The following is a 15,713-nucleotide window of genomic DNA, read 5'->3' as shown; positions in this document are numbered from 1 at the left end:
AATCAGCCCTGATGGCTGGTGCCGCTTTTACAAACCGCGGCCAGCCTGATCGGTCGGAAACCAGCGGCAGGGGAACCTCGTTGGAAACGGATCAAGGAATCACATGGGCGCAGCGAAACGTGTATTCCGCCCGAAATCCGCAGTGCACGTCCAACATCGCGGCCCACACCGATCCAACCAATGTTGATCCCGTTCCTGGTAGCTTTTGATCACGACATTCTCGTGGGATCGCTGTCAGGAAATGGATCATCAATTCGCCTGATCTTGCTGGGCAAACATCCGAGAAGAGGCCGGATCGCGATCTTCAGTGAGTCCACTGCAGACGTCCGCGCATGGCGCGACCGAGCCGGCCGAAGGATTCGTTCTGCCGTACAGCCGCGGAGCGTTCTTCGTCGCGGTTGGGCGGCGAGCCGACTTTCTGGCTGCGCGTGCCGCAGACCGGTTGATGTTAGAAAGAGGCCATTCCTTCTGTTTCCGATCAAGTGGGGCTCACAAGGAGCTACCAACTGGACTCTAGCTCAATCTGCTGTTCATTGTAACGAATGGGCAACCAAAAATCCTCGGGGGAAAGCAGGCCACCCCGGTTGTACAATCTCGGTTCAACTGGCCTTGCCGAAGCGATCTTGCAGACCATGGATCAGCCGCTGCTGGTCCTAAGAGACGACCTCACGGTCGAGGAAGCCAATTCGGCGTTCTATACGCTGTTCAAGGTCGACACCGAAGAGACCCGCGGGCGCCTGCTCTACGAACTCGGCAATGGCCAGTGGAATATCCCAGAGCTCCGTCGGCTCCTGGAAGAGATCCTGCCGCAGCAGTCGGTAGTGGAGCACTACCGGCTAGAGCATAAGTTCCCGGAGATCGGCAAAAGGATCATGATCCTGAACGCGAGGCGGCTGCCGCCCGAGGGCGACCGCCCTGAACTGATCCTTTTGGTCATCTCAGATCGCACCGAGACCGAACAGGCCCGGTTCGAACTCGAAGGCTACGTCGAGTTCGGGGAAAAGCTGATCGACAGTACCCGGGAGGCGCTCCTGGTGCTCGATTGGGACCTGAAGGTGGTTCGCGCCAACCGGCCCTTCTATGACGCCTTCCAGGTGTCTCCTGACGACACTAAGGGCCGGCTGATCTACGAGCTCGGCAATCGGCAATGGGACATCCCGCGTCTGAGAGAGCTGCTTGAGAACGTCCTGCCCAACAACAACGCCTTCGATGATGTGGAAGTGGAGCATGATTTTGAGCACGTCGGCCGCCGCGTCATGCTCCTCAACGGGCGACGCCTCGACCACCTCGACCTCATACTGCTGGCGATCCGCGACGTCACCGAGCAGCGCCGCATGGAGAAGGAGCGGGAAACGCAGGTTGGCGAGCTCCATCACCGGATAAAGAACGTCCTCACCACCGTCGATGCGCTGGTAAGACGAACGCTGCGCGACAGCGGTTCGCTTGAGGAATTCGGCCGAGCCTTCGAGAGCAGGCTCGGTGCCATGGCACGCACGCAGGATCTGTTGGTGCGCGCGCCGAGGGGAAGTGTTGATATGTCCGAGATTCTGCGGCTGGAGCTGCAGGCGCATGGCGGACGGGAAGGTGGGAATTTCAATCTCGACGGCCCCGCAATCGCGCTACCGCAAGATGCGGTCCAGGCATTCGCAATGGCCGTTCACGAACTCACCACCAACGCAGTCAAGCATGGCGCGTTTGCTTCGCCTGAGGGGCGAATTGACATTCAATGGACGGTGCAGGCGGGCGAAGGGGGCGCGACGCGTGTAATGTTTCGCTGGCGGGAACGTTGCCCGATCATAACCAGCGCCGGCCGCACCGGCTACGGCTCCCGCGTCCTGGAGGCAGCGTTCCGCCACACCCTGAAGGGCAGCTCCCGGCTTACGCTGCATCCTGATGGAGCTGAATTTTCGGCTGAGTTCCAGCTCTAATACCGCGCGGACATGTCGAGGCTGCGAGGACTGCGCCAAATCCCATATCCACATGATGGTGTCAGGCCGCGGTTCTGCATGCTGGCATAGCAACCGGTCTGGATCGAACGGGTTCCGCCGGGGGCGATGGGAGGAATGACTGCGGAACCCTGGGCAGCGGTCGTTTCGGCCCATGGGAGTTCGCATCAAGTCATAGCGCCAACGGCAGGTTTGTAGATGCGCCATGAAGGTCAGCAAATGGCGCCACTTGCTCGTTCCCATCGATGAGACGAATTGCAACGTTCCGACCCTTCTCTGCCCTTCGTTCGAGAACTTCTAAGGCAAGCACTGACCCGAACCGGTCATTGCCGCTGCACGGCGGCAACGTCGCTAGAGGGTGTGGAGAGCGGCAGTCTAATGCGCAGTTGCCGGACGACGGCTTTGGGCCATTAACGGACTAAGAGTGGATTCTTAGGCTGCACCTAGCTAGTAGCCCCGTTCAAGGTCTACAAGATTGGCGATGTCATTTCCCAACTTCATCTGCTCGCACAGATCTACGACTTGCGCTATCCCTGAATCGACCCAGTAGCTTGCCACATGTGGTGTGATGGTCACCTTCGGATAGGCCCATAGCGGACTCGCGTGGCGGAGCGGCTCCGAGGTAAAAACATCGAGACAAGCGCCTGACAGTTGCCCAGTGTCGATGGCATGCAGAAGAGCGGCCTCGTCGACGTGTGCTCCGCGTCCGACATTAACGAGGTAAGCGCCGCGCTTCATCAGACGGAAAGTTTCGGAATTAAGTATTCCTCGCGTTTCGGTGGTCAGCGGCAGGGCGCAGACGACGAAGTCTCGTTCAGCCAAGGCCTCCTTAAGCGCTGAGGCACCGGCGTAACAGGTGACATCGGCGATTTGCTTAGGGCTGCGGGACCATGCCGCCGAGCGATAGCCCAGTTCGGCGAAGAGCCGCGCGGCCCATCCGCCGATACGCCCAGCCCCGAGGATGACGATGCTGGTCTCGCTGATCTTCCGTGGCGCGATCGGGCGCCATGCCTTCAGGGCCTGTTGGACCGCATATTCAACGACATGGCGTTGCCGGCACAGTACTCTAAGAAGAATGTACTGTACAACCTCCGAGGCCAGTTCGCGGGTCGCCAGACGCACGACACCAACGCCTGCAGGCAGCTCGCCCAGTCGCAAGCCGTCTATACCCGCGCCGAGATAGGCTACTGCACGCAATTGCGTCATACCTTCAAAGAACCCGGGCGGCGTACCCTTATCGATTAGCACCAAGTCAATGTCGCCGGGATCGCCCTGATGAGGCCATAAGCGGAAGTCGAGGCCTGAAACGCGCGCCTTGAGAGATCGCGCCCACTCACCCGCGTCGATATAGTCGGGATAATAATTCACCATCAGCAAAGTAAGCGTTTTTACCACCATGTCTTAGCCACTCTCTTCGACACAGATCACTCGGAATGGATCGAAGCGGCTATCCGGGCACGCCGGCCATGCGCATCGCTTCTGCGAAGTGATCACGATCTTCTTGAAGGCGGAATGGGTTGTTGTCGAGCAGAAGCTGGATGCATCCTTTGGCTGCGTGCTCAACGCCCCCTGGCCTACCTTTCAGCCTCGCAACTGCTCTTTCCGCCCACAGCTTTGCCTCGGCAAGCCTATCAAGCTTGGCAAGCATAGCCGCCCCAAAAAAAGTCGAATCGATAAAGTAGTCGGGTATTCTGATACGCGCGGCTAGGGCCTCGGGATACCGCCTAGCGGTAAACAGGGCAGTCGCCTGAAAGGCGATATACCAATCGGGGTATCGTGGATTGAGACGCATTGCCGCTTCGCTGCAGGCAACCGCCTTTTCCCCTTCTCCATACATGGCGAGCATGTAGCTGGCATTGGCGAGGCTGTCGGCATCGTTAGGGTTGAGCATGATGGCTCGATCTACATGTTTCTTCATGCGCTCATAGTCGCCGCGATAGAGGCAAGGCCATGCCAACGCGATGTGAGCTTGATAATCGGCTTCATCGAGCTCGAGTGCCCGTTCGGCCGAATCGAAGGCCATGTCATAAGCGCCTCTACCTTCTGCCGCAGTCGACAAATCAAGCGCTTCCATCTGGTAGGTCACCGCTAAGCCGGAATAGGCGCGCGAAAAGCTTGGGTCGGTGGCAGCAGCCTTTTCGAAGTGTCGGCGAGCTTCAAGATTGTTCTGACCCACCGTCCACAAGAGGCGTTTGCCGCGCAACCAATGATCATAGGCGATGAGGTTTTCCGGGTGCTTACGCTTTGCGCGCTCTAGGGAATCGTCTTCGAGGCCCGCCGCCAGCATGCCCACGATCCTCTGGGTGATCTCGTCCTGAACCGCAAACATATCGGCAATTTCTCGATCATAGCGCTCCGCCCAGATGTGGCTGCCGGTCTCACCGTCGACGAGCTGCGCGGTGATGCGGATACGATTCCCGGCGCGACGAACACTTCCCTCGAGTACGTAGGTCACGCCTAAGTCGCGTGCCACGTCGGCGATCTTCATCGTCCGTCCCTTGTAGGTGAACGAGGAATTGCGGGCGATCACGGACAGCGACCGAAAGCGCGAAAGTTCGGTGGTGATGTCCTCTGTGATGCCGTCGGAAAAGTACTCCTGCTCAGGATCGTCGCTCATATTGACAAACGGTAAGACGGCGATCGACGGCCTATCGGGCAGCGACAACGCGCGACGCGCCAACGCAGAGGTATCGGCTAGGCGCACTCGGCACACGCGCACCAGCTGCTCGATGTTCTTCAGCGCATGCTCGCCCATATCCTCGAACTGCAGATCGAGCCGATTGCCCAGGTGGTCACGCACTGTGCCCGACACCGCTACGCCACCGGCCGGGGCGACGCGCTCAAGCCTCGCCGCTACATTCACTCCGTCTCCGAAGATGTCCTCGCCTTCGACGATGACATCGCCCAGGTTGACCCCGATCCGCAGTCGGATCGCGCGGTCCTCTGGCATGTCGGCATTGCGCACCTCCAGCCGCCGCTGGATATCGACCGCACAGGCAACGGCGTTGACAACGCTGGGGAACTCGGCCAGAACCCCATCGCCGGTCGCCTTGAAGATTCTGCCGTTGTGTTCGACGATCTTTGGATCGACCAGTTCGGCCCGCAGCGCCCTCAACGTAGCCAGCGTGCCAATCTCGTCATGGCCCATGAGCCGGCTGTAACCGACCACATCGGCAGCGAGTATGGCCGCCAAACGGCGCTGCACGGCGCTCTCGACCACGCCCGGACTCCTCCCACGTGTGACAGCTCCACCTTGGAGCCCAGTCAATTACGCAATAACCAGCGCCCTGAGTCAGGGTAGTCGGGCGTTCCGATGTGAGCCCTCAATCGGCAGAGCCAGTAGAAGCTACTACACATACGGGCGGAATGACAGCTTCGGGTCATTCTTGCGACGTTCCCTAGGCCTGTCGCCGGCGACCGCTTAGGATCGGCTCCGGCCGCTCGGCCTCGATCGCTTTAGTGACCGCTCCTGGCGCTCCTTGCCCGTTCGGGTGGACAAAACGAACAGCCGCTGTCCACCTCTGAGCGGCAGTTTAGTTGGGTGCCAAGCGTTAGATTTTGGCAGGAAGCGGCCGGCTTTGCGACCGCCAAGCCGACCGCGGTCGATCAGCCCGCGCAGTTCTGGAAGAGGTTCGGTAGCCGGTGGACCTCGTCGAGCATAACCAGCTTGTCCTGATGCTCGGCCAAATAAAGCTCCGGCTCGGCAAGCCGTGCGCGGTCGGCGTCCGACTCGAGGTCAAGGTAGATCGAAGGACGCCGTTCGGCTATTTCCGGCGCCAGGGTTGTCTTGCCGACCTGAAGCGGCCCGAGCAGCGCAACAGCGGGCATGCTGTCCAGCGTCTCGGTGAGTTCTATGCTGATGCGGCGTCCAATTATCCTTGCAATTATGGAGTACAGTTCCAGTTTTGCAAGGAAACCGGCAGCCCAGCCGTGCAAGACGCGCAGAGGCAAGGGCGTTAAAAGGCGCCGACGCCTTAGTTGTGAGATTGGCCCGGAACCGATCCCGCCGATGCTGACCCGGTTCATCACAATAAACAGAGCATTCGCCAAGGCACGACGGACTCTGAAACCGGGTTGATTGTCCGACCATGACGGTCGGATAACTGTCAGGACGAATACCGATCGCGCAGGAACGCGACGAAGATCGGTAAGGCAGGATTGGCGTTGTCGGGTCGCCAACGGGCTAAACTGGAGATCTGAATTGGTTTGCCCCGATCCGCAGCTTACGACAGATCGCATCTTTAAGAACCCTGTCGGCATCTCGGTCGTGGATCAGAGCGACTACAAGCCCGTTTCCGACGAGGCGCAAAGATGCCTGCACTGACGTGATGTTCGAGGATTGGAGGATGCTGCACGCCGCGTCCAACAGCGTCGGCGAGCAGAAATGCTTCGCCTCTGCGGACGAGCAACGTCTCTTGGTCCAGATCCTGCCACTCGATCACGGAATGGCTTGCGAGAGAATGATTTGAAGCAAGAACGATAGCCAGAGTGTCTTTCCACAGTGTCAGTTCGCATGCGCCGCCGGTGAATCGGGAGGAGAAGGACACGACGACGTCGGCCTGGGTGGCACCCAGCGCAGCCTTCGGCGAAGGATAAGAACTCTCTATCAAGCTGACGGTCACATTTGCATGAGATTGCCCGAACTCGATGATTGCATCCAAGCCTCGCCCGGCGAGGATGATTCCGTTGGAGCCGATGGAAAGCTTTCATGTTCATCTTTGGTGGCGGTCCTGGCCAGAGTGAGAGTATCATCAAGCTCGAGCAGCACGGAGCGCAGACGCTCCAGGAAAGCGCTCGCCTGCCGGGGTTGGGCCGATGTCGCGGGCATGGCGGCGAAATCCTCGTTGCCATCGCGTATTCGAGATCGCGTATGCGCCGGCTGACGGCGGAGTGATCGATCCCTGCGCGTCGCGAGGCGCGAAGAAAGCTGCCCTCCTCCGCGACCACAAGTGCATGATTGAGGGTCGCGAGTTGGACGGAGCTCCGCATCTCTGGTCAAAGTCAAGTTGGCGACAAAACGCGTTTGAGCGCTTTTGGCCGCTGCGGACAATCGCCAGATCTCAGTATTGACAAAGGGTGGGCAGTCCAACCCTCCTTAGAAGAACAATACTGAAAACACCGTGCATGGCCGCACTCGTTTCGGATTGCTTGGCGCATGGCCAACCGTTCCCGAAACGAGTGCTGCTGTGTTTAGTCCAGTATTGGAGGCTCCAATTGGTGGGGTAATCTTGTCCGTATCTTTGCACGATGTGCTTGCCAATGGCACTACCAAGATTTGGCGAGTGACAGCACGGGTCAGTCGCACGCATCATCGCCCAATGCCATGGTGAGGAGATGATGCGGTGATACAGACAAGCACACCGAGATCCGGCCAGCAGACACATTCGAGCAACATCAACAACGAGACTGTCGCGTGGCCTCTGGTGGTAGGAGTCGGTCGGGCACACGCCCATCACGGGGAATTCCTCCAAGGCGTCTTTGAAGCGGAAAACGGACGGCTTTGTCGCGGACTCGTCACGCTTCCGCTGACGTCGCAAGAGTCGCTAGTGACCTTCTGGCCGGATGAACAAGATGGCATTCGGCCGCGACCCGCAAACCGGATCAAAGCGGCGCGCGCGGCGGCCCTCACGCTCGAGCATGTCGGGGTAGCTGGAAGAGGGGGAGAATTGACGATCGAAAGCTCTATCCCGATAGGGCACGGCTACGGTTCCTCTACGGCAGACGTCATTGCGTCGATCCGCGCGGTCGCGGCTTCGGCGCGCGTCACGCTGCGCCAGTCAACTGTTGCGCGACTGGCCGTTGCCGCGGAAAGCGCAAGCGACGCCATCGCCTACTGCGACCAAGCTCTTCTCTTCGCTCAGCGGGAAGGCCGTACAATCGAACATTTCGGAGGCGAGTTCCCGCCCTTTCTCGTTGTGGGTTTCAGGGACGGCAGTGCCCGACCCATCGACACGCTGGGCATGCGACGAGCACGCTACGATAGTGAGGAAATCGGAGTCTTCCGTGTTCTGCGCGGATTGGCGTGTCGCTCAATTAGGCAACAAGATCCCCGCCTGCTTGGACGTGTCGCAACCATCAGCGCCAGGATAAGTCAGAGGTATCTGCCGAAGGCAGCTTTCAACACTGTTCTGGACATAGCGCGCGGGCATGACGCATGCGGCGTGCAAGTGGCTCACAGTGGCACTTTGATCGGCATCCTCCTGGATGCTGCCGCACCGCGACCCGCCATGCGCGCCGTCGAACTCGCAAGGCAGTTGAGGGGCGCAGGCTTCACAGATGTTCATACATTTGGCCTTAACGCCGAAACGAGAGTAATCCAGTGAGCGCAGGTGAAGACTACTTACGCGCCTATGAAACACCGCGATTTGCCCAGCTCGCGCCTAACCTCAACGCCGCCTGCTTTTCCCTCATGAAGCTGCTGCCCGCCCGATTCATGGTGGACCGTGCAGAAGCATCAGGACGCCTTAAGCGCGGTGGGCACATCATTGAAACGACGTCGGGCACGTTCGGCCTGGCCATCGCCATGCTAGCTGCCGCCCGTGGGTATGGGCTTACGCTCGTCACGGCCTCCAGCCTCATCGACGTGAAACTCAAGAGACGACTGGAACAGCTCGGTGCCAAAGTGATGGCCATCGATGATCCTCAGGGAGACGGCAATCAGCGTGGTCGCCTCGAGTACCTTCATAAGACTTTGCAAGATAACCCGGACACGTATTGGCCACGACAGTACGACAGTCCGGAAAACCGCCTTGCCTACGCGCGCCTGGCGGATCTCGTTGTTCGTTCACTCGGCCGCGTCGATTGCCTCATCGGCTGCGTGGGCACAGGGGGATCGCTGTGTGGAACCGGAGGTTTCCTTCGTGAGCTCTTTCCAGATCTCAGGATGATTGCTGTCGATACCCACAGAAGCATGCTCTTCGGCCAGCCTGTCGGAAGGCGCATGCTGCGCGGGCTCGGCAACAGCGTTTTGCCGGACAATGTTCGACATGAGATGATCGACGATATTCATTGGGTGGGCGCATTACCAGCTTACGCCATGGCGCATGGGCTTTTTCGCGATCACGGGCTCTTCATGGGCCCGACCAGCGGCGCCGCAGCCCTGGTCGGCGCATGGTTCGCCAAGCAAAATCCCGAAGCCTCCACCGTCGTCATAATGCCAGATGAAGGGCATCGTCATTCCGATACAGTCTATAACCCGGATTGGCTCGCCGGCTTGAAGGACTGGCCAATTTCAATTCCACTTGAGCCAACGGTTCTCGAGCGAATTCGCCCGGCTGAGGAGACGGCATGGACCAGATTTCCTTGGGACCGTAGAACTCTAAGCGCCGTTCTCGCACAGTTTGACGGCTCGTCCCCGGCGGAGCGACAGGTCTGAATCAGAGTTTCGACGCGACAAGGCAGCACCGGCCAACAGTCAGACGGGGTGCATCACCCGGTGAAGAAAATCCTTTGTGCGTTCGTGCTTCGGGTGTCGCAGGAGCTCCTTGGCCGGACCTTGCTCGACGATCCGGCCGCCGTCGAGAAAGAGGACACTATCGGAAACCTCCCGGGCGAACTGAATTTCATGCGTAACGACGAGCATGGTCATGTTCTCGTCTGCGAGCGCGCGCATTACCTGCAGGACCTCGCCGACCATTTCCGGATCAAGTGCGGAGGTGGGCTCGTCGAAAAGAATGGCCTGTGGGCGCATCGCCAGGGCGCGGGCGATGGCAACGCGCTGCTGCTGGCCGCCTGACAACGACGCGGGATAGGCATTCGTCTTGTCGGCCAAGCCGACGCGGTTGAGCAGTGCCATTGCCCGCTCGCGGACCTGTTTCCTATTTTCCTTCAGCACGTATAGGGGCCCCTCCATGACATTTTCCAGGGCGGTGCGGTGCGGAAAGAGGTTGAAGCGTTGGAAGACCATCGAGACGCGGGTGCAGATGGTATGAACCTGGGGCGAGGCGGCATCCACCACGGTGCCATCGATACTGATGCGACCGCGCTGATAATTTTCAAGCCCGTTCACACAGCGCAGAAGCGTCGATTTGCCGGAACCCGACGGCCCAATCAAACACACGACCTGTCCCTTGGCGATCTCGGCGTTGATCCCCTTGAGAACCTCGTGGAGCCCGAAGGACTTGTGCACGTCGTCGAAGATGATCATCCTGCCGCCCCAAGATAGATTTCCATTTTACGCATAAGCAGATTCAGCGGAACCGTCAGGCACAGATAGAGCAGTGCCACCAGGGTAAATACTGTCATGTTGTCGAATGTGGAGGATGCAAGCATCTTGCCCTGCATGGTCAGCTCCTGAACCGAAATCACCGACACCAGCGAGGAGTCCTTTAGCAGCATGACCATGTTGTTGGCGTAAGGTGGCAGGATAATCTTGAATGCTTGCGGCAGCACGACGCGGCGCATCATCAACGGACGCTTCATCCCGATCGATTTTGCCGCTTCGATCTGACCCGTATCGACCGCCTCGATGCCAGCCCGGAAAGTTTCCCCGAGATAGCACGAGTGAGCCAGCCCCAGCCCGATCGTGCCAGCCTGAAGCGCGGTCAGGTTGATGCCGATATCGGGCGCGACAAAGTAAATATAGAAGAGAACGACGAGGAGCGGTATGCCGCGCACGAAGTCGACAAGGAGCCGTGTCGGCACTGCGAGAGACCAGATCCCAGATGTTCTGAACAACGCCCAGACAAGACCGAGCGCGGTCGCAAGGCACAGCGCAAATAGGGTTATCATCACGGTCAGCCAAACGCCGTTAAGAAGAAGCGGCAGATATTCCGTTGCGTGCGCGATGAATTTGGTCATGGCCGGCTTTTATTCCTCTTGGCACATAGCCCGGCCGACAAAGCCGGTCATTCCGACGCGATCCTATGGTCCTGCCAGCCGGCGCCTGTTTCGCGGTCCATGCGCGATGGCCTTCAGAGACCATATTTGGCAAATATTCTCCTGAGTTCGCCGCTTTCCTTCAACTTCGCGATCGAAGCGTTCACCTTTTCGAGAAGCAGTGGATTTTCCTTGGCGACCGCTAACGCGACCTCGCCTTTTTTCATCGGCCGATAGCCGTCGACGAGGCGAACTCCCAGTTCGGGGTTCTTTGAAAGCTGATACGCGACGATCGGGGCGTCACCAAAGCCGGCCTTGATGCGGCCCAGGACCACATCGCGCATCATGTCAGCGATTGAGTCGTAGAGCTTGACTTGACCGAAGACGCCAAGCGCTTCCAGGGCGTCGGCGTAGGTCGAGCCGATCTGCGCCCCCACGGTCTCACCTCTCAGCTCTTCGATCGTGTAGTTCTCGCTGTCGCCGGCAGCAACAAACATCGCCTCGCCATAGGCGTAAACCGGCGTGCTGAAATCGATCACCTGCTTGCGCTTGTCTGTTATGAACATGCTGGCGGAAATCAGATTGATTTTGTCGGTCGTCAATGCCGGGATCAGGGCTGGAAAAGCGTTTATTTGAAAATCGGCGGTCGTACCAAGGCTCGCGGCAATCGCACTTGCCAGATCGACCATCGCGCCTGTCGGCTTTTGGGTTGCGGTGTCGACAAACGTGAACGGCACTCCGGTTGGCGTGACGCCGACTCTGAGCGTTTCCTCAGCCATCGTCTGAGTTGCCATTGCGACACTGAGGGCTGCGAGCCAGCCGATGAGCGTTTTCCGAAGCATGAACATTCCCCTTACATCATGTTTGAATCGAGATTCCGCTCGCTAAGCGAGTTGAATTTGCCTCTCCTGGATAGCTTTTAGGAAGTCGCAATACCGTCCAATGGTGGACGAGATCATCAATCGATCAGAATTCGCATCCGTTCATGATCGTCTCTATCTTCTCTTCAGGACATCTTGGTCGCGCGTCGTTCAAGTGAGGGCGTGAAATAGTCACGGCCCTCGGCAACGTATTCCCACGCTTCGGCAACTGACTGAAACGATGGTTGTGCTTTGTTCGGACCGGTCGAACGATCCAAATCCTTGAGGCCGCTCGCTGTCACGATGGCAACGACGCTGTCTGACCGCGCGATGGTGCCTTCTCGCCTCAAGGATTCGATAGCTGCAAATGGCGTCACCGAGGCAAGTTCGGCAAAAACACCCTCGGTGGCCGCAAGCTGCTGCTGCATCGCTATCAAGCCGATATTGCCGACCGGCATTGCCGTGCCGCCAGATTCACGCAGGGCGTTGAGCGCCTGAAACGTGCTTCGTGTGGTGCCGATCGAGATGGCAAGCGTGTCGAAGCTTGCGGGGACTTCGGCAACCAGATCTCCCTTGCCGGCAAGGGCTCTGGCCAAAGATCCATGCACTTCCGCCGCCACGAGTCTCGGCAACCGCTCGATCTTGCCTTGGCTAAGAAGGTCCTTAAATCCGGCCCACAGCCCGGCAAGCGCGTCCCCATAGCAAACAGGCAAGGCGCACCAGTCCGGCACGGCACCGTGCATTTGTTCGACGATTTCGTAAGCCAGGGTCTTGTAGCCCTCGATCCCGACAGGATGACTGCCCACTACGGGGCTGTGAAACGGTGATGTTGCAAACCATCCGAGGCGCTCGGTACCAGCGGCAAGCAATGGCCAGCGATGGGACTTGTCGGCCAGGGATACGACGCTTGCGCCGTATTTGCGGATCTGCGCCAACATTGCGCCGGCGGTGCCTGAGAATGTGACAACGACGCATTTCAGGCCCGCCCGAGCAGCATAGGCGGCAAGTGAGGCCCCGGCGTTCCCCGACGAAGCAGTCGCCACCACGCGTGCGCCACTCAAACGTGCCATCGACACCGCCACGGTCGAGAAGCGGTCCTTGTGGGACCAGGTAGGGTTTGCGCCCTCGTCCTTGATAAGAAGCTTGGGGACGCCGAGCTGCTTTCCCAGCTTCTCGGCGCTCAGCAACGGCGTCAGGCCCTCGCCCAAGGAGATTGCATCGCTGAGTCCACAAGGAAGCATGTCGGCATAGCGCCAGAGCGAGGGCAGGGCGGCACCCGCTGTGGAAGCGGCCGATGTAGCTCCGGATGGATCGTAAGCGACCTTAAGATTGGCCGGTGCTTCGGCACAGCATATCGGGCAGCCGCGTGAGTCGATTTTGGTATCGATCCGGAACAAGGCGCCGCATCGAATACAGGAAAACCCTGCCGCGCGGCTCATAACTGCACCCGGGTGATTGCATCGTGCGTCTGCGTCAGCCGCTCCACTCCGCGCTGGCGAACAACCACCATGTCCTCCACCTGGAGTCCCCAGCGGCCGATTTCGTAGTAGGGGGTCTCCACGCACAGCACCATTCCTTCTTCAAGGATGTCTGTACTGCGCGGCGAGAGCGTCGGCGCATCATAACCATCAAGGCCGATGCCATGTCCGACGTGATCGCGCTCGTAGTGGGCAATTCCTTCGCGCTTCACCACACGCACGACCGTCTCGAAGAGCTGTGCTGCCGGCATGCCGGGCCGGATAATGTCGCAGGCATGCTGAACGCCGCGCAGCAGCGCCTGCTGAAGCCGATGCGCCTGCGGCGGCGGCTCGCCCAGCGTGGCGATGCGGGCAATGTCGGCGCGGTAGTGCCGAAACCGGCCACCGACGTCGAAGCGGATGATTTCTCCTGCGCGCAACCTGCGGTCAGACGGCTGGACGTTCATGAGCGCGCTGCGCTCGCCAAAGCCGATGCATCCCAGTACGGGCAGGGCGCCTTCCTCGACCGTCCTGACATGAAAAGCGCGCGCCAGATCTGCTTCGGTGGCGCCTTCCTGAGCAACGCCGAGTGCTGCTTGAATGGAGCGTTCGGCGATCTGGGCAACTTGGCCGAGCCGTTCGATTTCATCTGCCGTTTTTACGGCACGAACCTCGCGAAGCAATGCGGTGGCTGGTAGGAACGACGCATTGGGAAAATGGGCTCCGAGGGTTTCCTGGTATCCTGGCGCGAGCCCCGCCTCGTCTATGCCGATCCGCCCACGGCCGAGCTGGGCTTCTTCCAATGCGGCGACCAAAGCCGCAATGGCATCGCCATGCCTCGGCAGGTCTCGAAGCTGGAGGTGTCGTTCATTGGAGAGGTCCACGGTGGTCGAGGAACCGACATTGGCGTAAAAGTCGCCATAGCGCCGAACCTTGCTTACCCACAGTTCCTGATCGGCAACGAGGTCGAGGGTGCTGGAGCTGGCGATGATTTCAGGCGTGCCCTTGTCGGGAGCTGGCCACACCACATAGGCCTGCGGACCACGACGGATCCATTGCGGCAGAGCCCAGAAGCCGCTCATATAGGTCACGTTTTCCGGCATCGTCGCTATGACGGCATCAAACCCGGCTGCCGACATGCATTGTTTCAGGCGGGCCTCGTTAAGCAGCATGGTGGGAATCCCGAGCCTGTTTTGCTTCCAGAAAGCCGAGGCCTGCTGAGATGCGCGCCGCAGCTGCCATTACTGCCTCTCCAACCTCGGCGATCTCCACATGCGGCCCCACAGACCGGGGGTAGGCCACACTTATCGCAGCCATGATTGTGCCTGATGCATCGCGAAGCGGTGCGCCGACCGCAATCAGCCCGGTAAAATTCTCGTCCAGGGATGTTGTGTAGCCGATGGGCTCGGACGCTCTGATTTGAGCAACGAGCTTGTGCGGATCGGTGACTGTGCGTACGGCAACCTGCTCCAGTGGACCGCGTCCAAGAATCCCAATGACCGCCTCGCCGCTCAGCTCCATCAGGAGCGCCTTGCCCAACGCGGTGGAGTGCAAGGGGAAGGTCTCGCCAGGTGAAGAACGAATGACGACCGGACTCTTGCTTTGCACGGTCAGGAGATAAATTCCGCAATTGCCGCGCCTGATGCCGAGGAATGCGTTGAAGCAACCTTCGGCGGCCAGCGCCTGCAGTTCGATTTCAGCCAAACCAACCAGGCGGTCTCTACCCAAGACCTTCCGCGCAAGCGCCAGCACGGAGTGACCCAGCCGGTAGCGCCGCGAGTCTGGCGACTGCTCGACATAGCCCTGCTCTGCCAGCGTGTTCAGAATTCGCTGCACGGCGGGAGCACTCTGCTCAAGCCGGCGGGCGAGTTCGCGCACCCCGACCGCTTCGTCCGCTTCCTTGAGGACATTGAGAACCGCAAGGCCACGTTCCAACGAAAGATTTCCTGTCACTGGCGTTCCTTATTTCGGAATGGCGTTCCGTAATATGACGAGAAAAGCAGCAATGGCAGCGCCTGTCAATGATGAATGTTCACTATAGTGTGTCGTCCTAAAGTGTACGCAGCGACGACCATGCCCTCATGGACCTACGGGTGGTTGTCGGCCTGAACGTACAGAGGATTCGGCGCGCACAAGCCCTCTCTCAAGAGGAACTGTCGTTCCGTTCAGGGTTCACGCGCGCCTATCTGAGCGGTCTCGAGGCCGGCCGGCGCAATCCCACACTCCTGTCGCTCGCAAAGCTTGCCACTGCATTAAGCGTCGACATCGAGGAGCTGACGAAACGGCCCGGCAGAAACGCCCGAGCCTCAGCTGGCGATGGTGCTGTGGCGGCGCGTGAGCGGCGCAAGAGTAAGTGCTGATGCTCTCGGCGGCCTACTGGCCGGTGCATCATGGCGAGTTTCGACGGATGAGCTGCTCCACGTCAACTTGCAATGCCAGCGCCAGCACCTCCAGCGTGTCGACGGTCGGTGAGTTTTCCTCCCGCTCGAGCTTGCCGACATAGTTGCGATCAAGGCCGGCAAGGTCCGCGAGCTGCTCCTGCGACAAGCCGGTACCTTGGCGAAGCAACCTCAGATTGCGAGCAAAAACAGACCTCAGCCTCATGCGGCGAGGCAGTCAGAACGCGCCCTTTA

The 15,713-nt window shown here is 59.5% G+C and carries 15 protein-coding genes; 5 read left to right on the top strand and 10 right to left on the bottom strand.

Going from position 1 to position 15,713, the window contains the following annotated elements:
• The first annotated feature begins 542 nt into the window (after positions 1-542).
• Positions 543-1,928: an HWE histidine kinase domain-containing protein gene (locus tag X773_RS73870; protein WP_084641606.1), complete on the top strand. Its 1,386-nt coding sequence runs from the start codon at positions 543-545 to the stop codon at positions 1,926-1,928.
• Positions 1,929-2,393: 465 nt separating this feature from the next.
• Here the strand turns inward: X773_RS73870 and X773_RS66935 are convergent, their stop codons facing one another.
• From X773_RS66935 to X773_RS78430, 3 genes are all read right to left on the bottom strand, one after another.
• Positions 2,394-3,344: an NAD(P)-dependent oxidoreductase gene (locus X773_RS66935; protein WP_023679394.1), complete on the bottom strand. Its 951-nt coding sequence runs from the start codon at positions 3,342-3,344 to the stop codon at positions 2,394-2,396.
• A gap of 49 nt (positions 3,345-3,393) precedes the next feature.
• The gene (locus X773_RS66930; protein WP_023679393.1) at positions 3,394-5,166 is read right to left on the bottom strand and encodes an adenylate/guanylate cyclase domain-containing protein; all 1,773 of its coding nucleotides are present in this window, start codon (positions 5,164-5,166) and stop codon (positions 3,394-3,396) included.
• A 386-nt stretch (positions 5,167-5,552) separates the two neighbouring features.
• Entirely contained in the window at positions 5,553-5,996 is a 444-nt protein-coding gene (locus X773_RS78430; RefSeq protein ID WP_245274799.1) for an AAA family ATPase, read from the bottom strand.
• Positions 5,997-6,654: 658 nt separating this feature from the next.
• Between X773_RS78430 and X773_RS77585 the strand changes: the two genes are divergently transcribed.
• The 3 genes from X773_RS77585 (at position 6,655) to X773_RS66910 (ending at position 9,321) form a co-directional block, all read left to right on the top strand.
• Positions 6,655-6,840 carry a hypothetical protein gene (locus X773_RS77585; RefSeq protein WP_023679390.1) on the top strand — a complete coding sequence of 62 codons (186 nt, stop codon included), beginning with the start codon at positions 6,655-6,657 and terminating at the stop codon, positions 6,838-6,840.
• Between the two features lie 772 nt (positions 6,841-7,612).
• Positions 7,613-8,269 (top strand): kinase, encoded by a 657-nt coding sequence (locus tag X773_RS66915; protein WP_245274798.1) that lies wholly within the window; start codon positions 7,613-7,615, stop codon positions 8,267-8,269.
• Positions 8,266-9,321 carry a PLP-dependent cysteine synthase family protein gene (locus tag X773_RS66910; RefSeq protein ID WP_023679388.1) on the top strand — a complete coding sequence of 352 codons (1,056 nt, stop codon included), beginning with the start codon at positions 8,266-8,268 and terminating at the stop codon, positions 9,319-9,321. The genes X773_RS66915 and X773_RS66910 overlap by 4 nt, the downstream gene beginning before the upstream one ends.
• A 39-nt stretch (positions 9,322-9,360) precedes the next feature.
• On the opposite strand, the gene X773_RS66905 is transcribed toward X773_RS66910, so the two are convergent.
• From X773_RS66905 to X773_RS66880, 6 genes are all read right to left on the bottom strand, one after another.
• Positions 9,361-10,092, bottom strand: a complete 732-nt coding sequence (locus X773_RS66905; RefSeq protein ID WP_023679387.1) for an amino acid ABC transporter ATP-binding protein — start codon at positions 10,090-10,092, stop codon at positions 9,361-9,363.
• Complete coding sequence (locus X773_RS66900; protein WP_023679386.1) at positions 10,089-10,745, bottom strand: amino acid ABC transporter permease; 657 nt, start codon at positions 10,743-10,745, stop codon at positions 10,089-10,091. Before X773_RS66900 ends, X773_RS66905 begins: the two co-directional genes overlap by 4 nt.
• Positions 10,746-10,858: 113 nt before the next feature.
• Complete coding sequence (locus X773_RS66895; RefSeq protein WP_031212530.1) at positions 10,859-11,605, bottom strand: ABC transporter substrate-binding protein; 747 nt, start codon at positions 11,603-11,605, stop codon at positions 10,859-10,861.
• Between the two features lie 164 nt (positions 11,606-11,769).
• Complete coding sequence (locus X773_RS66890) at positions 11,770-13,062, bottom strand: threonine synthase (protein WP_023679384.1); 1,293 nt, start codon at positions 13,060-13,062, stop codon at positions 11,770-11,772.
• A complete protein-coding gene (locus X773_RS66885; protein WP_023679383.1) occupies positions 13,059-14,252 on the bottom strand; it encodes a Xaa-Pro peptidase family protein in 1,194 nt (397 codons plus the stop codon). The genes X773_RS66890 and X773_RS66885 overlap by 4 nt, the downstream gene beginning before the upstream one ends.
• The gene (locus tag X773_RS66880; RefSeq protein WP_245274797.1) at positions 14,242-15,015 is read right to left on the bottom strand and encodes an IclR family transcriptional regulator; all 774 of its coding nucleotides are present in this window, start codon (positions 15,013-15,015) and stop codon (positions 14,242-14,244) included. Before X773_RS66880 ends, X773_RS66885 begins: the two co-directional genes overlap by 11 nt.
• 146 nt (positions 15,016-15,161) lie before the next feature.
• Here X773_RS66880 and X773_RS66875 point away from each other — a divergent pair, with 146 nt between their 5' ends.
• On the top strand, positions 15,162-15,440 hold the full coding sequence (locus X773_RS66875) for a helix-turn-helix transcriptional regulator (RefSeq protein WP_023679381.1): 279 nt from the start codon (positions 15,162-15,164) through the stop codon (positions 15,438-15,440).
• Between the two features lie 28 nt (positions 15,441-15,468).
• On the opposite strand, the gene X773_RS66870 is transcribed toward X773_RS66875, so the two are convergent.
• Entirely contained in the window at positions 15,469-15,684 is a 216-nt protein-coding gene (locus X773_RS66870) for a helix-turn-helix transcriptional regulator (protein WP_023679380.1), read from the bottom strand.
• Positions 15,685-15,713: the final 29 nt, after the last annotated feature.

The organism is Mesorhizobium sp. LSJC280B00, assembly GCF_000502835.1.
Taxonomy (GTDB): domain Bacteria; phylum Pseudomonadota; class Alphaproteobacteria; order Rhizobiales; family Rhizobiaceae; genus Mesorhizobium.
This window is presented reverse-complemented; position numbering and strand designations above follow the sequence as displayed.